This window comes from Lentzea terrae, from assembly GCF_003265345.1.
GTDB classification, from domain to species: Bacteria; Actinomycetota; Actinomycetes; order Mycobacteriales; family Pseudonocardiaceae; genus Lentzea; species Lentzea terrae.
In genome coordinates, this window is record NZ_QFWW01000030.1 from 329,733 (window position 1) to 352,307 (window position 22,575).

At 69.0% G+C, this 22,575-nt stretch carries 16 protein-coding genes; 3 read left to right on the top strand and 13 right to left on the bottom strand.

The window, feature by feature from the left end; translation table 11 throughout:
• Nucleotides 1-86 precede the first annotated feature (86 nt).
• From DI276_RS38580 to dctA, 3 genes are all read right to left on the bottom strand, one after another.
• The gene (locus DI276_RS38580; RefSeq protein WP_112273015.1) at nucleotides 87-1,592 is read right to left on the bottom strand and encodes a glutamate synthase subunit beta; all 1,506 of its coding nucleotides are present in this window, start codon (nucleotides 1,590-1,592) and stop codon (nucleotides 87-89) included.
• A complete protein-coding gene (gene gltB / locus DI276_RS38585) occupies nucleotides 1,585-6,108 on the bottom strand; it encodes a glutamate synthase large subunit (RefSeq protein WP_112273017.1) in 4,524 nt (1,507 codons plus the stop codon). The genes DI276_RS38580 and gltB overlap by 8 nt, the downstream gene beginning before the upstream one ends.
• A gap of 521 nt (nucleotides 6,109-6,629) precedes the next feature.
• Complete coding sequence (gene dctA, locus DI276_RS38590; protein ID WP_112273019.1) at nucleotides 6,630-7,979, bottom strand: C4-dicarboxylate transporter DctA; 1,350 nt, start codon at nucleotides 7,977-7,979, stop codon at nucleotides 6,630-6,632.
• A gap of 111 nt (nucleotides 7,980-8,090) precedes the next feature.
• On the opposite strand from dctA, the gene DI276_RS38595 reads away from it, so the two are divergent.
• Nucleotides 8,091-8,990, top strand: coding sequence for a TAXI family TRAP transporter solute-binding subunit (locus DI276_RS38595; RefSeq protein ID WP_112273021.1), 900 nt, complete (start codon nucleotides 8,091-8,093; stop codon nucleotides 8,988-8,990).
• Here the strand turns inward: DI276_RS38595 and DI276_RS38600 are convergent.
• The gene (locus DI276_RS38600) at nucleotides 8,980-10,329 is read right to left on the bottom strand and encodes a sensor histidine kinase (RefSeq protein WP_112273023.1); all 1,350 of its coding nucleotides are present in this window, start codon (nucleotides 10,327-10,329) and stop codon (nucleotides 8,980-8,982) included. The genes DI276_RS38595 and DI276_RS38600 overlap by 11 nt on opposite strands.
• Nucleotides 10,330-10,406: 77 nt before the next feature.
• Between DI276_RS38600 and DI276_RS38605 the strand changes: the two genes are divergently transcribed.
• Nucleotides 10,407-12,071 (top strand): serine/threonine-protein kinase, encoded by a 1,665-nt coding sequence (locus DI276_RS38605; RefSeq protein WP_112273025.1) that lies wholly within the window; start codon nucleotides 10,407-10,409, stop codon nucleotides 12,069-12,071.
• A 25-nt stretch (nucleotides 12,072-12,096) separates the two neighbouring features.
• Here the strand turns inward: DI276_RS38605 and DI276_RS51570 are convergent, their stop codons facing one another.
• From DI276_RS51570 to lgt, 3 genes are all read right to left on the bottom strand, one after another.
• Entirely contained in the window at nucleotides 12,097-13,986 is a 1,890-nt protein-coding gene (locus tag DI276_RS51570; protein WP_198681174.1) for a polysaccharide lyase family 7 protein, read from the bottom strand.
• Nucleotides 13,987-14,057: 71 nt separating this feature from the next.
• The gene (locus DI276_RS38615; protein WP_112273027.1) at nucleotides 14,058-14,720 is read right to left on the bottom strand and encodes a response regulator transcription factor; all 663 of its coding nucleotides are present in this window, start codon (nucleotides 14,718-14,720) and stop codon (nucleotides 14,058-14,060) included.
• Nucleotides 14,721-14,723: 3 nt separating this feature from the next.
• Nucleotides 14,724-15,740, bottom strand: coding sequence for a prolipoprotein diacylglyceryl transferase (lgt, locus tag DI276_RS38620; RefSeq protein WP_112273030.1), 1,017 nt, complete (start codon nucleotides 15,738-15,740; stop codon nucleotides 14,724-14,726).
• A gap of 96 nt (nucleotides 15,741-15,836) precedes the next feature.
• Between lgt and DI276_RS38625 the strand changes: the two genes are divergently transcribed.
• Nucleotides 15,837-16,985, top strand: a complete 1,149-nt coding sequence (locus tag DI276_RS38625; RefSeq protein ID WP_112273032.1) for an FAD-dependent monooxygenase — start codon at nucleotides 15,837-15,839, stop codon at nucleotides 16,983-16,985.
• On the opposite strand, the gene DI276_RS38630 is transcribed toward DI276_RS38625, so the two are convergent.
• The 6 genes from DI276_RS38630 to DI276_RS38655 all read right to left on the bottom strand — a co-directional run bounded on the left by DI276_RS38630 (nucleotide 16,982) and on the right by DI276_RS38655 (nucleotide 22,558).
• Complete coding sequence (locus DI276_RS38630; RefSeq protein ID WP_112273034.1) at nucleotides 16,982-17,542, bottom strand: Uma2 family endonuclease; 561 nt, start codon at nucleotides 17,540-17,542, stop codon at nucleotides 16,982-16,984. The two genes, DI276_RS38625 and DI276_RS38630, sit on opposite strands and share 4 nt — an antisense overlap.
• Nucleotides 17,543-17,649: 107 nt before the next feature.
• Nucleotides 17,650-18,441 (bottom strand): tryptophan synthase subunit alpha, encoded by a 792-nt coding sequence (gene trpA, locus DI276_RS38635; RefSeq protein WP_112273036.1) that lies wholly within the window; start codon nucleotides 18,439-18,441, stop codon nucleotides 17,650-17,652.
• Nucleotides 18,441-19,661 (bottom strand): tryptophan synthase subunit beta, encoded by a 1,221-nt coding sequence (trpB, locus tag DI276_RS38640; protein WP_112273038.1) that lies wholly within the window; start codon nucleotides 19,659-19,661, stop codon nucleotides 18,441-18,443. The genes trpA and trpB overlap by 1 nt, the downstream gene beginning before the upstream one ends.
• A 25-nt stretch (nucleotides 19,662-19,686) precedes the next feature.
• The gene (gene trpC / locus DI276_RS38645; RefSeq protein WP_112273040.1) at nucleotides 19,687-20,496 is read right to left on the bottom strand and encodes an indole-3-glycerol phosphate synthase TrpC; all 810 of its coding nucleotides are present in this window, start codon (nucleotides 20,494-20,496) and stop codon (nucleotides 19,687-19,689) included.
• A gap of 132 nt (nucleotides 20,497-20,628) precedes the next feature.
• The gene (locus DI276_RS38650) at nucleotides 20,629-21,012 is read right to left on the bottom strand and encodes a Trp biosynthesis-associated membrane protein (RefSeq protein WP_232837212.1); all 384 of its coding nucleotides are present in this window, start codon (nucleotides 21,010-21,012) and stop codon (nucleotides 20,629-20,631) included.
• 7 nt (nucleotides 21,013-21,019) lie between these two features.
• The gene (locus DI276_RS38655; protein WP_112273044.1) at nucleotides 21,020-22,558 is read right to left on the bottom strand and encodes an anthranilate synthase component I; all 1,539 of its coding nucleotides are present in this window, start codon (nucleotides 22,556-22,558) and stop codon (nucleotides 21,020-21,022) included.
• Between the last annotated feature and the right edge of the window lie 17 nt (nucleotides 22,559-22,575).

The window sequence follows — 22,575 nt, forward strand, 5'->3', positions numbered from 1 at the left end:
CGGACACGCTAGCGAAAGGCGAACGCCCCGGTCGACGTCGTTGTCGGCCGGGGCGCCATGCTGCTCTCCGCTGTCGGACGCCGTTGTCAGACCACAGCGAGCGGAAGCTGGTTAGGGATTACAGGTGAGGGCAGGTTCGACGAGCCCGTGAGGAACTTGTCCACGGCGTTCGCCACGGACCGCCCCTCCGCGATCGCCCACACCACCAGGGAAGCGCCGCGGTGCGCGTCCCCGCAGACGAACACGCCGGGCGCGGTCGTCTGCCAGTCGGAGCCGCACGAGATCGTGCCGCGCGTCGTCAGCGAGATGCCCAGGTCGTCGAGCAAACGCATGTGCTCCACACCCTCGAAGCCGATCGCCAGCAGCACCATGTCCGCGGGCAGGAGCTCGACCTCGTCGGACACCGGGATCACCGAACGGCGGCCGGACGAGTCCTTCTCGACGCGCACCTGCTGCAGCTCGATGAAGCGCACGTGGCCCTCGTCGTCGCCGACGAAGCGGCGGACCGCCACGGTGAAGCGGCGTTCGCCGGCCTCCTCGTGCGCCGGGTAGGTGCGCAGGATGTGCGGCCACACCGGCCACGGCGAGCGGTCGTCGTCGCGGACCGTGGGCGGCATCGGGTACTGGTCGAGCTGCGTCACGGACAGCGCGCCCTGGCGGGTCGCGGTGCCGTAGCAGTCGGCGCCCGTGTCGCCACCACCGATGACGATGACGTGCTTGCCCTCGGCGGAAATCGGGGACGGGCCGTCGCCCTCGACGGCGCGGTTCGCGGGGACCAGGTGGTCCATCGCGAGGTGCACGCCCTTGAGCTCGCGTCCTGGAGTCGACTTGTCGTCCCGGCCGCGCAACGCACCCACGGCGAGAACCACGGCGTCGAACTCCGCCCGCAGCTGCTCGACCGTGACGTCGACACCGACCTCGCAACCGGTCACGAACTTGGTGCCCTCACGGCGAAGCTGGGCAAGACGGCGGTCGAGGACCTTCTTCTCCATCTTGAACTCGGGGATGCCGTACCGCAGCAGCCCGCCGAGCCGGTCATCCCGTTCGTACACCACGACTTCGTGCCCGGCACGGGTCAGCTGCTGCGCGGCGGCGAGTCCGGCGGGACCAGAGCCGACGACCGCGACGCGCTTGCCGGAGGACACCGTCGCCTGGGACGGCTGCACGTAGCCGTTCTCCCACGACATGTCCGCGATGGTCTCCTCGACCCGCTTGATCGCGACGGCACCGCCCGCGTCGTGCGAGATCGCCAGGACGCAGGCCGCTTCACACGGCGCCGGGCAAAGGCGACCCGTGAACTCCGGGAAGTTGTTGGTCGCGTGCAGGCGGTCCGAGGCGAGCTCCCAGTCGCCGCGGCGCACCAGGTCGTTCCACTCCGGGATCAGGTTCCCGAGCGGGCAGCCCGCGGTTCCGCTGTGGCAGAAGGGAATGCCGCAGTCCATGCACCGGGTCGCCTGCGTTTGGACCGCGCTGTTGCGCTCGGCGGGGTCCTCGGCGAGGTAGACCTCGTTCCAGTCCTGCAAGCGTTCCGGCTTCGGACGCTTCGGCGCGTCGGAGCGGGAGTACTTCATGAAACCCTGTGGATCAGCCACGAGACGCCTCCATGACAGCCGCGTCAACGTCCCGGCCCTCGGCACGAGCGAGGCGCATCGCGTCCATCACTCGCTGGAAGTCGCCGGGCATGACCTTCGTGAACGCACCGGCTCGACGGGTCCAGTCACCGAGCAGCGACGCGGCGACGGCAGAGCCGGTCGCCTTGTGGTGCTTGGTGATGGCGTCCTTGAGCCAACGCAGGTCCTCGGCGCTGAGGCGCTGCAGTTGCACCATCTCCTGGTTCACCGACAACGGGTCCAGGTCGAGCACGTACGCGATACCGCCGGACATGCCGGCCGCGACGTTGCGCCCGGTCGGCCCGAGCACCACGGCCCGGCCACCGGTCATGTATTCGAACGCGTGGTCGCCCACGCCTTCCGCCACCAGCAAAGCGCCGGAGTTGCGGACGCAGAACCGCTCACCCACGCGGCCGCGCAGGAAGACCTCGCCGGACGTGGCGCCGTAGCCGATCACGTTGCCCGCGATCACCTGCTCCTCGGCGCGGAACGGGGAGTCCTCGAACGGCCGGACGATGATCCGCCCGCCGGACAGGCCCTTGCCGACGTAGTCGTTCGCGTCGCCGACCATCTCGAGCGTGATGCCACGCGGCAGGAACGCGCCGAGCGACTGGCCGGCCGACCCGGTGAGCTTCACCCGGATCGTGTCGTCCTCCAGACCCTCGCCGCCGTAGCGGCGGGTGACCTCGGCGCCGAGCAGCGTGCCGACCGTGCGGTTGACGTTGCGGACCGGCAGCTCCAGGTTGACCTGGTGCGCGTCCTCCAGCGCCGCCTCGGCGAGCTGGATCAGCGTGCGGTCCAGCGCCTTGTCCAGGCCGTGGTCCTGGTCGCGGATCTTGCGCTTCGCCGTCGGGTACGGGGTCTCCGGCACCTCGAACACCGGGGCGAGGTTCAGGCCATCGGTCTTCCAGTGCTCGATCGCCTCGTCCTTGTCGAGCAGCTCGGCGTGCCCGACGGCCTCGTCGATCGTGCGGAAACCGAGCTCCGCCAGCAGTTCGCGGGCTTCCTGCGCCACGAACTCGAAGAAGTTCACGACGTGGTCGGCCTGACCGGTGTAGCGGGCGCGCAGGTCCGGGTTCTGCGTGGCGACGCCGACCGGGCACGTGTCCAGGTGGCAGACGCGCATCATCACGCAGCCCGCGACGATCAGCGGTGCCGTGGCGAAGCCGAACTCCTCAGCTCCCAGCAGCGCCGCAACGACAACATCGCGGCCGGTGCGCATCGCGCCGTCGACCTGAACGGTGATGCGGTCGCGCAAACCGTTGAGCAGCAACGTCTGCTGGGTCTCGGCGAGGCCGATCTCCCACGGCGTGCCCGCGTGCTTCAGCGAGTTCATCGGCGAAGCGCCGGTGCCGCCGTCGTAGCCGGAGATCAGCACGACGTCCGCGTGGGCCTTGGCGACACCCGCCGCGACCGTGCCGACACCGATCGACGAGACGAGCTTCACGTGAACCCGCGCCTGCTCGTTCGCGTTCTTCAGATCGTGGATGAGTTGCGCCAGGTCCTCGATCGAGTAGATGTCGTGGTGCGGCGGCGGCGAGATGAGACCGACGCCCGGCGTGGAGTGCCGGGTGCGCGCGATCCACGGGTAGACCTTGAAGCCGGGCAGCTGGCCGCCCTCGCCGGGCTTCGCGCCCTGCGCCATCTTGATCTGGATGTCCGTGGAGTTCACGAGGTACTCGCTCGTGACGCCGAACCGTCCACTCGCCACCTGCTTGACCGCCGAGCGGCGCTCCGGGTCGTACAGGCGCTCGCGGTCCTCACCGCCCTCGCCGCTGTTCGACCGGCCGCCGAGGCGGTTCATCGCGATGGCAAGGGTTTCGTGCGCCTCGGCCGAGATCGAGCCGTACGACATGGCGCCGGTGTTGAAGCGCTTGACGATCGAGCTGACCGGCTCGACCTCGTCGATCGGGATCGGCGTGCGGCCCTCGGTGCGGAACTTGAACAGGCCGCGCAACGTGCCGCCCTGCCGCGAGATGCGCTCGACCTCCGCCGTGTACTGGCGGAAGACGTCCTCCTTGCGCGTCTTCGTGGCGTGCTGCAACAGGAACACCGTCTCCGGCGTGAACAGGTGCAGCTCGCCCTCGCGGCGGTACTGGTACTCGCCGCCGACTTCCAGCCTGCGGTGCGCGCGGTCGGTCGGGTTGTCCGGGAACGCCCGGCGGTGGCGCAGCGCGACCTCCTCGGCGAGCACGTCCAGGCCGGCGCCGCCGAGCTTGGACTGCGTGCCGGTGAAGTACTCGTCCAGCAGGTCGTTGGACAGGCCGACCGCCTCGAAGATCTGCGCCGCGGTGTAGGCGCCGACCGTCGAGATGCCCATTTTCGACATGATCTTCAGGACGCCCTTCACGAGCGCCTTGACGTAGTTGCGGATCGCCTTGTGCGCCGGCACGCCGCTGATGGCGCCCTGGCTGATCAGGTCCTCGATCGTCTCGAACGCGAGGTACGGGTTCACCGCGGCGGCGCCGTAGCTCAGCAGCGCGGCGACGTGGTGGACCTCGCGGCAGTCACCGGACTCGACGACGAGAGCGACGCGCAGACGTTCCTTGGTGCGCACCAGGTGGTGGTGCACCGCGGACACGAGCAGCAGCGACGGGATCGGCGCCATCCGGTGGTCGGAGTCGCGGTCGCTCAGCACCAGCGTGCGAGCGCCGTTCGCGATGGCCTCCGACGCCTCGCGACGCACGCGCTCGATCGCCGAGGCCAGCGCCGCGCCGCCACCGTCCACTTCGTACAGTCCGGACAGGACGGTGCAGGCGAAGCCCGGCAGGTCGCCGTCGTCGTTGATGTGGATGAGCTTGGCGAGCTCGTCGTTGTCGATGACCGGGTAGTCGAGCGTCACGTGGCGGCACGAGACCGGGCCGGGCTGCAGCAGGTTCTGCTCAGGGCCCATCACGCGCTTGACGGACGTGACGATCTCCTCGCGGATCGCGTCCAGCGGCGGGTTGGTGACCTGCGCGAAGTTCTGCACGAAGTAGTCGTAGAGCAGCCGGGAGCGCTGGCTGAGCGCAGCGACCGGCGTGTCCGTGCCCATCGAGCCGAGCGGCTCCTGACCCATGATCGACATGGGCGTGAGCAGGATCCGCAGCTCCTCCTCGGTGTAGCCGAAGGTGAGCTGGCGGCGCACGACCGACTCGTGGCTCTGCAGGACGTGCTCGCGGTCCGACAGGTCGGCGAGGTCGAGCAGGCCGGCGTGCAGCCACTCCTCGTAGGGCTGCTCCGACGCGAGGTTCGACTTGAACTCGTCGTCGTCGATGATGCGGCCCTGGGCGGTGTCCACCAGGAACATGCGGCCGGGCTGCAGGCGGCCCTTCGCGACGACCTGGTCGGACGGCACGTCGAGCACACCGGTCTCGGACGCCAGCACGACCCGGCCGTCGGCGGTCTGCCACCAGCGGGCCGGGCGCAGGCCGTTGCGGTCGAGCACCGCGCCGACGAGCTCACCGTCGGTGAACGTGACACACGCCGGGCCGTCCCACGGCTCCATCAGCGAGGCGTGGAACTGGTAGAACGCGCGGCGCTTCGGGTCCATCGTGGCGTGGTTCTCCCACGCCTCCGGGATCATCATCAGCACCGCGTGCGGCAGGCTGCGGCCGCCGAGGTGCAGCAGCTCCAGCACCTCGTCGAAGCTGGCGCTGTCGGAGCCGTCCGGGTCGCAGATCGGGAAGAGCCGCGCGAGGTCGCCGGGGATGAGATCGCTGTCCAGCAACGCCTCGCGGGCGCGCATGCGGTTGCGGTTGCCGCGGACGGTGTTGATCTCACCGTTGTGCGCGACGAACCGGAACGGGTGCGCGAGCGGCCACGAGGGGAAGGTGTTCGTGGAGAAACGGCTGTGCACCAACGCGATCGCCGTGTAGAGGCGCTCGTCGTGCAGGTCGGGGAAGAACGCCGGCAGCTGCTCGGTCGTCAGCATTCCCTTGTAGACGATCGTGCGCGCGGACAGCGACGGGAAGTACACGCTGCCTTCGTGCTCCACCCGCTTGCGCAGGCAGAAGGCCAGGCGGTCCAGCGCGATGCCGGCCTCGTCGCGGGTGCCCTTGACGAACAGCTGAGCGAAGTGCGGCGCGACCGAAAGAGCGGTCGGGCCGACGTTGGCCTTCTCCGCGTCGACCGGGACGTCGCGCCAGCCGAGCACGACGAGGTTCTCCTCTTCGGCAATGCGTTCGATCTCGCGCATTGCCTTCGCGCGTTCTTCGGACTCAAACGGCAGAAAAGCGATTCCCGCCGCGTATTGCCCGCGTTCCGGCAGGTCGAACTCGACTACGGCACGCAGGAACTCGTCCGGCAGCTGCAGGAGGATGCCGGCACCGTCACCCGAGGTGGGCTCGGCACCCGCGGCACCTCGATGCTCCAGGTTGGCCAGCGCTGTCAGAGCATCGCTCACGATGCCGTGGGAACGCCTGCCCTGGATGTCGGCCACCATGGCGACACCACAGGCGTCGCGCTCATCAGCGGGGTCGTAAAGACCCTGGGGGCCGGGGATGGCGGAGAAGATCACTGCGCAGACCTCCTTCGTCGTCCTCGCGTAAAGAACGAATGTCCTCGTGCTCAGACCTCGTACCAACAGGTGGGAGCACGGGACGACGGTGGCCCGCGTGTTGACGCGACTTTAACAGCCGCGAAACCCAGGGACACCCGCCAATGGGTGATCTAGGTCATGGAAGCGTAACGATTTCCCAGCGCTGAGCGACATTGCAGCGAACGTCGAGCTTCGTTACAGCCGAGTTAGCGTAACCGAACGTTCAACATCATCTGCGCTCATGAGAGCTGCGCGACAATCACGATTTAACACTGGATCCGCTGGGTACACACGAGTCTTGCCTGGTCCGGGCCGCCCCATCTCAGTTAGTGGACGTTCACAAGCCTTCGTTCACACACAAAAGACCGAGGTCCCGTTCACCCGCGCCGCATGCGGGGAGAACGGGACCTCGGCATTCATGAGGCCAGCTCTGGTCTCGGCTGGTCTCGTCTGGTCTCGTGGCCGGAGACGGGGAGAGACGCCCCCGGCCACGGACGTCCTCAGTGGGCGGCAGCCACCTTCTCCGTCTCGGCGTGCTGCTTCTCCAGCAGTTCGTCGACGTCGACCAGGTCCGGGTTGGCCAGGACCTCGTTGAGCCGCTCCTTGTCGAGACCCTTCTGCCAGGCGGCGACCACGAGCGAGCCGACACCGTTGCCGATCACGTTGGTGATGGCGCGGGCCTCGGACATGAAGCGGTCGATGCCGACGATCAGCGCGATGCCGACCGCGGGGATGGCCGAGTGCGCCTCGAACGCCTGCAGCGAGGCGGCCAGGGTGACCAGGCCGGCGCCGGTGACGCCCGCCGCGCCCTTCGACGCGATCAGCATGAACAGCAGCAGGCCGATCTGCACGCCGATCGAGACGTCGTGGCCGGTGGCCTGGGCGATGAAGATGGCACCCATGGTCAGGTAGATGCAGGTGCCGTCGAGGTTGAACGAGTACCCGGTCGGGATGGTGAGGCCGACGACCGACTTCTGCGCGCCCGCCGCCTCCAGCTTGACCAGCATGCGCGGCAGCACCGACTCGCTGGACGACGTGCCGAGCACGATCAGGATCTCGTCCTTGATGTAGCGCAGGAACTTCAGCAGGCTGAAGCCCGCGATCCGCGCCACGATGCCGAGCACGACGACGATGAACAGCAGACACGTGGCGTAGAAGGAACCCATCAGCCACAGCAGCTTGCCGAGGATGCCGCCGCCGAACTTGCCGACGGTGTAGGCGATACCGCCGAAGGCACCGATCGGCGCCGCGTACATGACGATCTTGATGATGCCGAACATGACCTTGGCGAGCGTGTCCATTGCGGACACGACCCTGGCACCGCGCTCACCCATGCCCGCCACGGCGATGGCGACGAGGATCGCGATGACGAGGACCTGGATCAGCTGCCCGTCGGTGAACGCGCTGACGAACGACTTGGGGATCAGGCTCAGGATGAAGCCGGTGACGCCGGTCTCGGCACTCGCGGCGGACTTCAGCGTGGCGTCGGCGGCGCCCGCGTTCAGCGCGATCTCACCGCCCTTGTGACCCGGCTGCACCAGGTTGACGACGATGAGGCCGATCGCCAGCGCGGCCGTCGTCATACCGGTGAAGTACAAGATCGTCCGCAGTGCCAGCCCGCCCGCCTTCGCGAGGTTCCCGAGACCGGCGATGCCGACGATGATCGTCGCGAAGATGGTCGGCGCGATGACGACCTTGACGAGGTTGACGAACAGATCGGCGAGCCACTTCATCTCGGACGCCTGTTTGGGGAACAGGAAGCCGACTGCCGCGCCCAGCACGATGGAGACCAGCACCCAGAAGTACAGGTGCTTGTAGATCGGTTTGCGGCCTGTGGTGGTGGTCGCCACGGTTCCTCCTTGAACTTCGCGTTGGGAGTGAGGGTGAGCCGCGCCACGGACAGCGACAAGCCAACGCAAGGAAACTTCAGACACCTCTGACGTAACGGCTAGTCTTTATCGGTGTCGCTCAGCCGTCGCACACTTCTGCTAGGGGCAACCCTCGGCTTGGCGGGGTGCACCCCGCACAAGGTCGAGGCACCCCCGGAGCTGGTGCTCGCCACCGGGCCGGACGGTGCGGTGTTCCGCGAGGTCGGCGGCGCGCTGGCGGAGGCGCTCGCCGAGCAGCTGCCGGGCACGAAGGTCATCCCGCTGCCCACCGCCGCATCGGTCGAGAACCTCCGGTTGCTCAAGTCCGGTGAGGCCCAGCTCGCGCTGTCCTCTTTGGACCCCATCGACAACCCGGAGCGCATGCGTGCGGTCGGGCGGCTCTACGACAGCTTCATGCAGATCGCGGTGCCGGCGGTCTCGCCGATCTCGCGGTTCCGCGACCTGGCCGGCAAGCGGATCTCCTTGGGGCCCACGGGTTCTGGTACCGAGTTCACGGCCACCCGGATGCTGAACCACTTCGGTGTGTCCGCTTTGGACGAACGGATGGCGCACGCGGAGGCGTCCCGCCGGGTGGCCGAGGGGTCGCTGGACGGAATGCTGGCGCTGACCGGCATCCCGACGTCCGCGATCACCGCGCTGAAGGGCAACGTGCGGCTGATCGACATCGGGGAGGAGGCGGCCGAGTTCGCCGACACGTTCAAGGGCCCGTACATCCCGGCGACGATCCCAGGCAAGACCTACGAGGCGCTGCCGTCGAACAAGACGTTCGCGGTGCCGAACCTGCTGCTGGCGCACGAGTCGCTGAGCGCCGACGTCGTCGAGGTCGTGACCCGCACGGTGTTCACCGAGACCGCGCGGATCGTGGAAGGCCACCCGGAGGCGGCGCGGATCAACGTGCGCACCGGCATCGCGACCGGCCTGGTGCCGCTGCACGACGGTGCCGCGCGCTGGTTCCGGTCCGTCAAGCGCTGAGGGCGACCTTCACGTCCAGGCCAGGCCCGGCGTCGTGCAGGCTGAGCTCGCCGCCCGCCGACTCGATGAGCTCGGCGCAGATCGCGAGCCCGAGCCCGGTACCTGCGACGTTCTGGTGCTTGGTGGCCCGCCAGAACCGCTGCAGCGCCAGCTCCCGTTCCTCGTCGCTCAGGCCGTCGCCGTTGTCGATGACGTGCAGCTCGCCGGCCTTGCCGGTGATCCGGACCTCGGTGGCGTTGGCGAGCCGGATCGCGTTGCTGACCAGTTCGTCGAGCACGCTGCCGAGCCCGCCGGGCGGTTCCTGCATGGTGAGGCCGGCCGGCACGTCGATCTCCAGCTCGACCCCCGAGCGGATGGCGAGCGCCTGCCAGGCGGGTGTGTGGGTCGCGAGCAGCTGGTCGATCTCGACGGGCTCGGTCTTGCGCGCGCTGTCGAGGCGGGTGGCGGCGAGCAACGTGTCGAGCACGCGACCCATCTCCTCCGCCTCCTCGACGGCGATCTGGTGCGCCTCCTGAGCGTGTTCGCCCTCGACGTGCGGCGCGAGGTTGTCGACCGCGAGCCGGAGACTGGCCAGCGGGTTGCGCAGCTGGTGCGACGCGTCGGCGACGAACGCCTTCTGCCTGTTCAGAGCCCTGCCGACGACGTCGACCATGGTGTTGAAGCTCTTCGCGAGCCGACGCAGCTCCGGCGGCCCGCCGACCTCGTCCGCCCGCACGTCGAGGTTGCCGGCGGCGACCGCGGCGGTGGCCTCGTCGAGCCTGCTGACCGGCCGCAGCACCCACCGCGACATCGGCCACGCGGCCGCGACCACGGCCAGCATCGGTGCGAGCCCGGCCAGCGCCATCAGCCCCCACTGACGCAGCACCTCGGCCCGCAACGCCCCCGTCGACGAGATCGAGACGACCGCGGCCACGGCCTCGCTGTCCCTGCCGACCGGTTCGACGACGACCATCGGGCCCGTGCGCCACGGCCAGGCCGCGTAGGCGACGTCCGGCTGGATGCCGTTGAGCGCCGCGTTGAGGACCGTTTCGACCTCGGGGTCGATGGTCGGGTTGAACCCCTGGCGCGAGGTCAGCAGCACCCGCTTGTCCGCGCTGACCAGGGCGACCGGGATGTCGAAGAGCTGGTCGTAGCGCTGGATCTCGTGATCGAGCGGGAGCAGCCGGTCGGACTGCAGCGCGCTCTCCGCCAGCGACGCGAACCGCCGCGCGTCGCCGAGGCGGTCGAGGTAGGTGGTCTGGGTTTCGCGTTGCACCACCGCGGACGCCAGCGGGATGCCGAGCGCCGCGACCAGGGCGACGAGCAGCGGAACGGTGATGGCGAGCAGGCGGCGGAGCATTGCACCATCATCGACGATCGAACAGGTTTCACCATGTGTGCCACTAACCTCACTCCGCGTGCCTAAGATTCGCCGGTGTGCGCAGCGGCGACGTGATCGCGGGCAGGTATCGGTTGGCAGAACCGATCGGCCGGGGCGGCATGGGTGTCGTCTGGAAAGCCGACGACCTCGAACTGCGCCGCACGGTCGCGCTCAAGGCGGGCGACGCCGAGCAGGTTCGCCGCGAGGCCAGGATCGGGGCGGGACTGCGGCATCCGAACGTCATCGCCGTCCACGACATCGTGGAGGACGACGGGAAGCGCTGGCTCGTGCTGGAGTACCTGCCCTCCCGCAGCCTCGCCGAGATCCTGCGGACGGCGGGCCCGGTGCCGCCGGAACGCGTGGCCCGGATCGGTGCCCAGATCGCCGACGCGCTGGTGGCGATGCACGAGGAAGGCGTGGTGCACCGCGACATCACGCCGGGCAACGTGCTCGTCACCGATGACGGGACCGCCAAACTCACCGACCTGGGCATCGCGACGTGGGCCAACGTCACCGTGACCGGAGCCGAGTCGATGGCGGGGACCAGCGGTTACATGGCGCCTGAGGTGGTTCGGGGAGAGATCGCGGCCCCGGAGTCCGACGTCTACTCGCTGGGCGCCACGTTGTCGGCAGCGGTCGAGGGCGCACCCGGCGGTGCAGAACTGCGGGCCGTGCTCGCCGATCTCACCCGTGCCGAACCCACCGAACGCCCGTCCGCCACGGCGGCCGCACAACTGCTGCGCGACGTCGGCGGTGGCGCGCCTGCGAGGCCGCACCGGGCGATCATCGCGACCGGTGCCGTGCTGATCGTGGTGCTGCTGGTCGTGGTCGCCGGGCTGCTGTTGAAGTCGTCCGGCACCGAGCAGGACTCCGCGGGCACGTTCGTGGGTGACCCGAAGACCGCGGATCCGTGCGGGCTCGTCGATCTGAACAAGCTCAAAGCCTTCGGTGACGACGCTCGGATGGACGACGTCGGGCAGTTCAACGAATGCGTTGCCCACGTGAGCCTGCGCGAGCACGGCAGCGTCGAGATGGATGTCCGGGTCTGGCTGGTGACGGGCCCGGATCACGACTCCTTCGAGAAGAAGTACCTGCCGCCGTACCAAAGCCACCACGTGCAACGGGAAGAGCTGAACGGTGACCAGTGCCGGCGGATCGTCTTCCTCCCGGCACCGTATCGGGTGGTGATCTCCGCGTGGCAGAACCAGCAGCGGGAGATGCTGTGCCAGGCAGCGGAGGCGATGGCCGAAGGCGTCGTCGACGTCTACCAGCGCGGGCGGCTGCTCCGGCGCGCCGCGCCGGCACCGGAGTCGCTGGCCGACCGCAAAGCCTGCGACCTGCTCACCACCGCCGAGCTCGCGGAACCCCTCGCCTCCCAGGAAGTGGTGGCAGAGCCGGGATTCGCCGACTGGGAGTGCTACTGGATCACCCCGGAGGCTGATCCGGCGGTGCAGATCACCTTCATGGACAACGGGCCGGTCGAGCCAGAAGACGGCCGGCCTCGCCGGTTCGCGGACCGGGAAGGACTGCTGAAGGCCGAAGGCGGCGGGAAGAACAAGTGCTTGGCCGCCATCATCTTCCGCAGGTACTTCGACGACGGGCACGAACGGACCGAACGCGTCGAGATCGTCTGGCGCAGCGACGAACAGACCTCGGACGCGCGGTGCGCGGGAGCGACCAGGCTGGCCGAGATCATCGGGAAGAAGCTCCCGGTCCGTTGAGGGACAACGGACCGGGAGAGCTTCGTCAGCTGTGCGTCACGGTCACGCCGTAGACGACCACTTCGCCGTAGTTGCTGTCCGCGCACGGCGAGGCGTTCCCGCAGTTCGCCTGGGTGTACGCACCGGCCTTGAAGTACCCGCCGCTGAAGGACTTCGAGCGCGTGTCCTTGAGGACCCCGTTGTAGTAGGCCCGGATCTTGCCTTCGCTCGCCTCGAACTTCACCTGGAACCGGGTGCCGGGCTCGTAGTCGTCGGCGATCAGCTTGTACTGCGTGTTGTCCTCATCGGTCAGGTAGAGCTTCCTGCCGACGAGCCGGAAGACGGTGACGTCGTCGTCCGCGTCGTGGATCTGCCCGGCCACCACCTGCGGCCGGCCCTCCGGCAGCCGGGTGATCGCCTGGTCGATGACCATCGTGTGGGTGCCGGAGGTCGACGACCAGCTGGCGCGATCCCTGCCACCGTTGGTCATCTCGCGCAGCTCTGACCGCGGGTTCTTGCTGTTCTCCGTGGTGACCCCGGTGACGGGCGCACGGAACCGGACCGCCTTGCACGCCTCGACGGGTGCAAACCACGGATCCAGCACGTAGTTGCGCAGCCGTGGCTGGGTGATCTCGAGAGGCTGCCTGCCCTCCCGGTCCGGGTCGTCGACCGGGAGGGTGATCTTCCAGTTCTCCAGGTCGAGTGCCTGTGCCGGGTAGCGGCAGTCACCGCCAGGAGTCCCGGCACCCAGCACGTCCGTCTCGGTGATGGAGTTCCAGCCGTTGCCGGAGGAGTTGCCGTGGCCGACGATCCGCACGTACCGGGCCTCGACGTCGGGGATGTCGTAGCTCTCCTGCGCCAGGGTGAGCCTGCTGGTGAGCCCCGCGGCCGCGGCAGTCCAGGTGGTGCCGTCCACCGACGTCTCGATGTCGAACCGGGAGGTGCGTCTGTCGCCCTGGTGCCACGCGATGGCGAGCCCGCCGACGTTCTTCGTGGCACCGAGGTCGTACCGGATCCACTGGCCTTCGCCGTGTGCCGACCAGCGGGTCGCGAGGTTGTTGTCCACGGTGTTCGCCGGAACGTTCCCGTCGTCGCTGAGCGCCGTCACCTCGGTGACCGGCAGGCCGTCGGCGGGCGGCGGCGTCGTCCTGGGTGGCGCGACCTGCTGGTAACTGCCGCTCGCGTCCGCGATGCGCAGTTCGTCGTGGTACATGACGCGGTTGGTCGTGTCCGACTGCTGGTCCTTCCACGGCCACTTGTAGATGCCGATCTTCATGTAGGCGCGCGGGTCGCGGTAGGAGTTCTTGCCGGTCTTGTGCTCGAAACCGGGGACGGGCACGCCGTCCTTCCAGATCTCCAGCAGACCGTCGCTGCCTGCGGACCAGCGGACGTGGACGACCCAGTCCGTCCACCGGCCCACCTGGTAGGCCCCGACGGGGGTGTCCTTCTCGCTGTCCTCCCAGTTCTGGCTGATCCGCCAGTTGCCGCCCTGCGTCTCGATCGCCAGCGGCGGCGAGCCGGTGTTCAAGGTGTGGTGCCACTGGGTGACGATGTCCGCGGCCCGGTCGGCTTTCCAGGACTCGGGGAGGTAGATGCTGAAGCCGTACCAGCGTTCCCCGCCCAGCTCGTCGCCCGCCAGCTCGGCACGGGGTCCGTCCTGCGGGCCCGGGTTGTTCCTGTCCAGCTCGAACCGGACCGCGCTGGCTCCTGCCCGGACGGGTTCGGGCGACCGCGCGATCGAGGCCTGTGGCCGGCCGCCCGGGTTGCGCAGGTCCGCGTCGTACTGCGCTTCCCAACCCGGTGGTGGCTCTGCGGGAATTCGTTGCTGCGCCGTGCTTTCCCAGTCCAACGTGTGCTGCACCGCCGCTTGCACCGGAGTCGCACCCAGTGCGGCGCAGAAGACGGCGAGCGCGACGACTGATCTGCTCGATTTCATCGGCTTCTCATTCACGAGATGGTCACTGACGCGTTCGGACCGTAACCACGCGTTGAGGGACCTCTCCCGCGTCAGACCGCGAGGCGGTAGCCGACCCCTCTGACCGTCTCGATCTTGATGTGCCCGCCGAGCTTGCCGCGCAACGCCGCGATGTGCGTGTCGAGCGTGCGCGACGGCGCCTCCCAGTGCGCCTGCCACACCTGGTCGACGATGAAGTCGCGGCTCACCACCTCACCGGCCCTGGTCGCGAGCAGGGCGAGGAGGTCGAACTCCTTGCGGGTCAACGAAAGCGGCGTGCCGGCCAGCGTGACGGCGCGGGTCGACGTGGAGAGCTGCAGCTCGCCGACCTGGATCGGCGCGTCGTTCTCCGGGCCGGCGCGGTGGGTGCGGGTGCGGCGCAGCACCGCCTCGATGCGGGCGAGCAGCTCCGACGTGCCGAACGGCTTCACCACGTAGTCGTCGGCGCCCGCGCGCAGCCCGAGCACGCGTTCGCGCTCCTCGCCGCGCGCGGTCACCGTGATCACCGCGGTGCCCGGACGGTGCCGCAGCTCGCGCAGCACGTCCAGGCCGTCGCCGTCGGGCAGGCCGAGGTCGAGCAGCACCACGTCGGCCGGCGCGGCCCGGAGCGCGTCCGCGGCCGTGGCCACCCGGTGCACCTCGTAGCCGGCGTGCCGCAGTGCGGTCAGCAGGCCTCTGGCCACCCGGTCGTCATCTTCGACGACGAGCACGCGCACAGATCACTCCGGTTTGACGGTCTCCGGGGAGTTGACGGACTCCTTGGAGCTCTTCTCGTCCGCTGCAACGTCTTCTTCGGCTTTGGGTTCTTCAGGTGCTGCGACGGGTTCCTCACCGGCGGGCTCGTCGGTGGCGCGCAACGCGGCGACGTCCTCGCGCTCACCCCGCGACCTGGCGAGGATGAAGTAGACGACCGCGCCGATGAAGACCAGCCCCGACACGAACACGTTGACGCGCGTGCCGAAGATCAGCGTCGCCTCGTCCGTGCGCATCAGCTCGATCCAGAACCGCCCGGCCGTGTAGCCGGCGACGTAGAGCGCGAACACCCGCCCGTGGCCCAGCCGGAACTTGCGGTCGGCCCACACGATCAGCAGCGCGACGCCGAGGTTCCACAGCAGCTCGTAGAGGAACGTCGGGTGCACGATCTGGATCGGCGTGTGGTCGCGCGCCACACCCGCCAGCGCGTCATCGCTGCCGTCCGGCATGACACGGCGGTAGATCTCCAGGCCCCACGGCAACGTCGTGTCACCGCCGTAGAGCTCCTGGTTGAAGTAGTTGCCGAGCCGGCCGATGGCCTGCGCCACGACGATGCCGGGCGCCAGCGCGTCCGCCATCGCGGGCAGCGGGATGCCCTTGCGGCGGCAGCCGATCCACGCACCCACCGCGCCCAGGGCGATCGCGCCCCAGATGCCCAGGCCACCGTTCCAGATCTCGAGCGCCGCGAGGGGGTTCTTCCCCGGCCCGAAGTACTTCTGGTTGTCGGTGATGACGTGGTAGAGCCGCCCGCCGACGAGGCCGAACGGCACCGCCCACACGGCGATGTCGGTCACCTCGCCCTTGATGCCCCCGCGCGCGACCCAGCGGCGCTCACCCCACCAGATGGCGACGATGATGCCGGCGATGATGCACAGCGCATAAGCCCTGATGGGGAGCGGACCGAGGTACCACACGCCTTGGTCGGGGCTCGGGATCGTGGCCAGGATGCCGTTCAACACGTGGCCCACCGTACCGGTGGCCATGTTCAGGTCTCGTTCGGACGCGCCTTCGTTAGTGGTTCGCGACCTTCACGGTCAACTTAGGGGGTTCGTGATCGCTGAGCCGAGATACTCGGACGCATGACGGTCCTGGTGGTCGGCGGCGGTATCGGTGGCCTGGCTGTGGCGCTCGGGCTGGCGCGTGCCGGGCACCGCGTCACGGTGCTCGAGGCCGCCGCGGTGTTCGAGGAGATCGGCGCGGGCATCCAGGTGGGTCCCAACGGGTTCCGCATGCTCGACGCTCTGGGCGTGGGGCCGGCGGTGCGCTCACGGGCTGTGCACGTGGACGAACTGCGGCTGCGCTGCGGGGTCTCCGGCTCGTTGATCTCCCGATTACCGATCGATGCCGGTTTCGTCGACCGCTTCGGCACGTACGCGGTGGTGCACCGCAACGACGTGCTCACGCCGTTGCTCGACGCCTGCCAGAACGACGAGCGCGTCGACCTGCGGGTCAACAGCGGCGTGGAGGCCTACACGCAGGACTCCTCCGGGGTCACCGCCGTGCTTCGTTCGGGTGATCTCGTGCATGGGACGGCTCTGATCGGCGCGGACGGGTTGCGGTCGGCGGTGCGGCGGCAGCTCGTCGGTGACGGGGATCCGCGGGTGTCCGGGCACACGACCTTCCGCGCCGTCATTCCCGCTGCCGATGTGCCGCGCGACCTGAAGGAGAACGTCGTCACGCTCTGGGCGGGGCCGCGCTACCACGTCGTTTGGTACGTCATCGCTGGTGGGCGGTACGTGAACCTCGTGGCCACGACCGACAACGGCGCCCCGGACCCGATGACCGGCAAACCAGTCGAGCACGAGGACGTGGTGCGGCACTTCAGGCCGTTGTGCGACGACGCCGCGCGGATCATGGAACTGGCCGACGAGTGGCGGGCCTGGGTGCTGTGCGATCGCGAGCCGATCACCGACTGGCAGGACTCGCGGGTCGTGTTGCTCGGGGACGCCGCCCATCCCGTGCTGCAGTACGCCGCGCAGGGCGCCTGCCAGGCGTTGGAGGACGCCGTGTGCCTCTCGTCGGTGTTCGATCCGCAGGACGTGGACGGCTCTTTTGCGCGTTATGTCGCAATGCGTAGTGCTCGGACCGCGCGCGTCCACCACGTCTCACGGTTGATGGGACGGGAGGTTTACCACCCAGCCGGTGACGCCGCCGCGGCCCGTGACGCGATGTTCGCCTCGTGGACCCCGGTTGACCTGCACGAACGACTGGAGTGGCTCTACGGTTAGAAGTTGATGGTGACCGGGAACGGTCGCTTGATCGTCAGCACGCCGTTCTCGCTTCGCGCGATCTCGATGTACTCACCCTCGTCGCCGAGTTCGAGCAAGGTCGCCTCCGGAACGTCCTTCACCGGATCGATGATCAGGTAGTAGGAAACACCGGCTTCCGCATACACCTGGCGCTTGACGACCAGATCCTTCAACCGAGTGCTCTTGGAGAGCACCTCGCCGGCGAGCAGAACGTTGGAGACCGGGAACGTGATATCGGCATCACACGGTTCGACCACGGTGAAGTCGGGGATCAGCAGTCGGCCGGTGGCCAACTCGACGTTGAGCTCGACGGTGGCCTCGAACTCCTCGGGACACGCGCGATCCAGTGCTGCGAACATCCTGCCCACCAGCAGCTGGTGCCGGTAGCTCCCCAGCGGGCTCACGTAGAGCATCCCGTCAACGAGTTCGATGCGTTGACTGTTGTCCTCCGGCAAAGCGAGGACGTCATCGAGCGTCCACGGACCCTCGTGGTTGGGCAACAGGAAGTCAGGCTTGGCCTCTGCTGGAGCCGCCACAGGGCATCACCTCCGAAAACCGCCCGGCGACCACCAGTGTGGCACGCCGGGCGGGTAGCTGGCTTGTGCATACAACCAAGATCGCAGTTGGAGGGTCCTCCAAGCCATCACACGATGGCGGCCGCCGAGCGCACACCCTTCGCCAGGTCAGCGGCCAACGCGCGCACCGCGGCGTCGCCCTCGTTCGCTGCCGACACGAACGCCGACCCGACGATCACGCCGTCCGCGAACCCAGCGATCTCGGCGGCCTGCGCACCGGACTTCACGCCCAGCCCGACCCCGACCGGGATCGACGAATGCGCACGAACCCGCGCCACCAGCTCAGGAGCCTGCGACGACACGACGTCACGAGCACCGGTGACACCCATGACCGCGGTGGCGTACAAAAACCCGGACGACGCACGAGCCGTCATGTCAATGCGGTCCTCCGTTGACGACGGCGCCACCAGGAAGACTCGGTCGAGCCCGTGCGCCTCGGAAGCCGCCATCCAGTCGTCGGCCTCGTCCGGCACGAGGTCCGGTGTGATGAGCCCAAGGCCGCCGGCCGCCGCGAGGTCACGCGCAAACGCGTCCACGCCGTACTTCAGCACCGGGTTCCAGTACGTCATCACGACCGCACGCCCACCGGCCTCGGCCACCGACGAGACGACGTCGAACACGTCCCGCACGCGGAAACCAGCGCTCAGCGCCTGCTCGGCCGCCGCCTGGATGGTCGGACCGTCCATCACGGGGTCGGAGTACGGCAGGCCGACCTCGATCAGGTCGCAACCCGCCTCAACCATCGACCGCAGGTAGTCCTGGGAACCGGAAACCGTGGGGAACCCGGCCGGCAGGTACCCGACCAGCGCGGCCCGCGACTCGGCCTTGGCCGCCGCGAAAACGTCAGACACCAACGACATCAGGCCTGTCCCCCGTCACCCAGGCCGAAGTACTTCACGGCCGTGTCCATGTCCTTGTCGCCACGGCCGGAGAGGTTCACGACCAGCAGGCCGTCCGGTCCGAGCGACGGCCCCAGCTTCAGCGCACCGGCGAGGGCGTGCGACGACTCGATCGCCGGGATGATGCCCTCGGTCCGCGACAGCAGTGCGAACGCGTCCATGGCCTCGGCGTCGGTCACCGGGAAGTACTCGGCGCGGCCGATGTCCTTCAGGTGCGAGTGCTCGGGACCCACGCCGGGGTAGTCGAGGCCAGCGGAGATCGAGTGGGCCTCGGTGATCTGCCCGTCCTCGTCCTGCATCACGTACGACATCGCGCCGTGCAGCGAACCGGGCGAGCCGGCGGTGAGGGTCGCGCCGTGGCTGCCGGTCTCGACACCGGCGCCACCGGGCTCGATGCCGACCAGGCGCACGTCCTGGTCGTCGATGAAGCCGTGGAAGATGCCGATCGCGTTCGACCCGCCGCCGACGCACGCGACGACGGCGTCGGGCAGGCGGCCTGCCTTCTCCAGGATCTGCTCGCGCGCCTCGATGCCGATGATCCGGTGGAAGTCGCGGACCAGCAGCGGGAACGGGTGCGGGCCCGCGGCCGTGCCGAGCAGGTAGTGCGTCTCGTCGACGTTGGTGACCCAGTCGCGCAACGCCTCGTTGATCGCGTCCTTCAGCGTGCGCGAGCCGGACTTCACCGGGATGACCTCGGCGCCCAGCAGCCGCATGCGCGCGACGTTCAGGCCCTGCCGCTCGGTGTCGACCTCGCCCATGTAGACGACGCAGTCGAGCCCGAGCAGCGCGCACGCCGTCGCGGTCGCCACGCCGTGCTGGCCGGCGCCGGTCTCCGCGATCACGCGCTTCTTGCCCATGCGCTTGGTCAGCAGCGCCTGGCCGAGCACGTTGTTGATCTTGTGTGAACCGGTGTGGTTCAGGTCCTCGCGCTTGAGGAAGACGCGCGTCCCGGCGTGCTCCGCGAACTTCGGGGCCTCGGTCAGCAGGGACGGACGGCCCGCGAAGTCCTTCAGCAGCCGCTTGAACTCGCCCACGAACTCCGGGTCGATGCGCGCCTTGTCGTACTCGGCGGCCAGCTCGTCCACCGCCGCGATCAGGGCCTCCGGGACGAACCGGCCACCCCACGGGCCGAAGTGGCCACGTGCGTCGGGATCATGCGGCGTGGGCGTGAACTGGCCCATCGAGTCACTCCTCTTGCAGAACGCCTTATCGGCTCGGCCTCGGGCACGCCGGGTGCGACCCGGCGGTCACGAGCTTGTTCACGGCGGCCTTGGGGTCACCGCTGGTCACCAGGCTTTCGCCGACGAGCACCGCGTCGGCGCCCGCACCGGCGTACGACATCAGGTCGCCGGGCCCGGTCACGCCCGACTCGGCGATCTTGATCGTCTCGAAGGGTAGTCCCGGAGCGATACGGCCGAAAACGTCTTTATCGACCTCCAACGTGTGGAGGTTGCGCGCGTTCACACCGATGACCGTCGACCCCGCCTCCAGGGCCCGGTCGGCCTCCTCCGCCGTGTGCACCTCGACGAGCGCCGTCATCCCGAGGGACTCGACGCGGTCGAGCAGCGACACCAGCGCGTTCTGCTCCAACGCCGCCACGATCAGCAGCACCAGGTCGGCGCCGTGCATCCGCGCCTCGTGCACCTGGTACGGCGAGACGATGAAGTCCTTGCGCAGCAGGGGGATCTTCACCGCCTTGCGCACCGCGTCGAAGTCGGCGAGCGACCCGCCGAACCGCCGCTGCTCGGTGAGCACGCTGATGACCGACGCGCCACCCGCCTCGTAGGCGGCCGCGAGCTCGGCCGGCTCCGGGATCTCCGCCAGCGCGCCCTTGGAGGGGCTGCGGCGCTTGACCTCGGCGATGACACCCACGTTGGGCCCGCGCAACACAGACATCACGTCGAGCGGCGGGGCTGCCTTGGCCGCGCGCTCCTTGACGACGTCGAAGGACAACTGAGCCTCGCGAGCGGCGAGATCCTCACGCACACCTTCGAGGATCGACTCGAGAACCGTCACAGTCTTGCTCCCCTTCCCGCTAGGGGGATGCTAACCCCGGCGGAGTAACGCCCCAGCCACCGGGGGTTCAGTGTCCACGCAGCTAGCCGAGGCCATGCGTGCGTCACATGCGTGAACGCGGATGAATGATCTTCACTCGTTCGAGGAAGGCCCACCGGCCGCCTTATCGTCGGTTGGATCATCTCCACGCTCCAGTGCGCGCCACATGTCGGTCTCGGGGTCGTGCGCGCGGGTCTTCTGCCCGCCCACTCCGATCTTCGGCATCCGGCCCCCCAGTGCTACCTGAAGCACACCGGAGGCCACGACGAGCACGCCACCGGCGATCGCGAGCCAGTGGCCGTTGAACGCCGCCACAACGCCCACGAGGACCAGCAACACGCCGAGGATCCGGCGCGCCACGCCGCTGAGCGCAACCACGGCCGCCACGGACGCGAGGCAGAGCAACGCGACCGGCACCGAGCCCGCGCCCCAGAACGCACCCGCCGCGCCCACGAGCAGGAGCGCGGCGATCCACAAAGGACGGCTATTGGTCAACAGCGGGCCGCATCGTCTGGGCGGTGGCGATCGCGGCCAGCACCGCGCCCGCCTTGTTCAGGCACTCGTTGTCCTCGGCCAGCGGGTCCGAGTCGGCCACGATGCCGCCACCGGCCTGCACGTAGGCCACGCCGCCCCGCACGAGAGCGGTCCGGATGGCGATCGCGGTGTCCGCGTCCCCGGCGAAGTCGAAGTAGCCCACCACGCCGCCGTAGAGGCCGCGCCGGGTGGGTTCCAGCTCCTCGATGAGCTCCATCGCGCGCGGCTTGGGCGCACCGGACAGCGTGCCGGCCGGGAAACAGGCCGCGACGGCGTCGTAGGCCGTCTTGCCGTCGGCCAGCTCACCGGTCACGGTCGACACGATGTGCATGACGTGGCTGTACCGCTCGACCTTGAAGAAGTCGACGACGTGCACCGAACCCGGCTTGCAGACGCGCCCCAGGTCGTTGCGGCCGAGGTCGACGAGCATCAGGTGCTCAGCGCGTTCCTTGTGGTCGGCCAGGAGGTCCTTCTCGAGCAGGGCGTCCTCCTCCGGGTCCTCGCTGCGCCAGCGGGTGCCCGCGATGGGGTGGGTGGTCGCCTTGCCGTCGCGCACCGTGACCAGCGACTCGGGGCTGGAGCCCACGATGTCGAAGCCCTCCAGGCGCAGCAGGTACATGTACGGGCTGGGGTTGGTCGCGCGCAGCACCCGGTAGATGTCGAGCGCGTCGGCGTCCGTCTCGATCTCGAACCGCTGCGACACGACGACCTGGAACGCCTCACCCGCCCGGATGGCCTCCTTGGCCTTCTCGACGGCCGCGAAGTGCTCGGCCTGCGAACGCCGGCGCCGGAACGCGGGCTTCGGCCTGCTGAACACCGCGGCGGTCGGCGGCGCGGGCGTGTGCAGCTCGGTCGTCATCTCGTCGAGCCTGCGCACCGCGTCGTCGTACGCGGCGTCCACGAGCTCCGGCGAGTCGTCCCAGTTGATCGCGTTCGCGATGAGCGTGACGGTGCCCTCGTGGTGGTCGAGCGCGGCCAGGTCGGTCGCGAGCAGCATGACCAGCTCGGGGATCTGCAGGTCGTCCTCGGCGATGACCGGCAGCCGCTCCAGCCGCCGCACCGCGTCGTAGCCGATGTAGCCGACCATGCCGCCGGTCAGCGGGGGCATGCCGGGCAACGGGTCCGTGCGCAGCACCTCGACGGTCTCGCGCAGGGCCTGCAGCGGGTCGCCACCGTCCGGCAGTCCGACGGGCCGCGTGCCCGTCCAGTACGCCTCACCACCGGTCGCCGTGAGCGCCGCGGAGGACCGCACGCCGATGAACGACCAGCGCGACCACGAACGCCCGTTCTCCGCCGACTCGAAGAGGAACGTGCCGGGCCGGTCCGCGGCCAGCTTGCGGTAGAGACCGACCGGCGTCTCCGCGTCCGCCAGCAGCCTGCGCACCACCGGGATCACCCGGCGGTTCACCGCCAGCTCGCGGAACTCCTCGCGCGTTGGGCTCACGGCCCCAAGACCAGCGGCGGCCACAGCCCCGATGACGCTCACCATGTCCGCAATTGTTGCAT

Bases quoted from the DNA above. Each gene is read 5' to 3' on its own strand.
- DI276_RS38600 (WP_112273023.1), bottom strand. From the start codon at position 10,329: ATGCTCCGCCGCCTGCTCGCCATCACCGTTCCGCTGCTCGTCGCCCTG.
- DI276_RS51570 (WP_198681174.1), bottom strand. From the start codon at position 13,986: ATGAAATCGAGCAGATCAGTCGTCGCGCTCGCCGTCTTCTGCGCCGCA.
- lgt (WP_112273030.1), bottom strand. From the start codon at position 15,740: ATGGCCACCGGTACGGTGGGCCACGTGTTGAACGGCATCCTGGCCACG.
- DI276_RS38625 (WP_112273032.1), top strand. From the start codon at position 15,837: ATGACGGTCCTGGTGGTCGGCGGCGGTATCGGTGGCCTGGCTGTGGCG.
- trpA (WP_112273036.1), bottom strand. From the start codon at position 18,441: ATGTCGTTGGTGTCTGACGTTTTCGCGGCGGCCAAGGCCGAGTCGCGG.
- trpB (WP_112273038.1), bottom strand. From the start codon at position 19,661: ATGGGCCAGTTCACGCCCACGCCGCATGATCCCGACGCACGTGGCCAC.
- DI276_RS38655 (WP_112273044.1), bottom strand. From the start codon at position 22,558: ATGGTGAGCGTCATCGGGGCTGTGGCCGCCGCTGGTCTTGGGGCCGTG.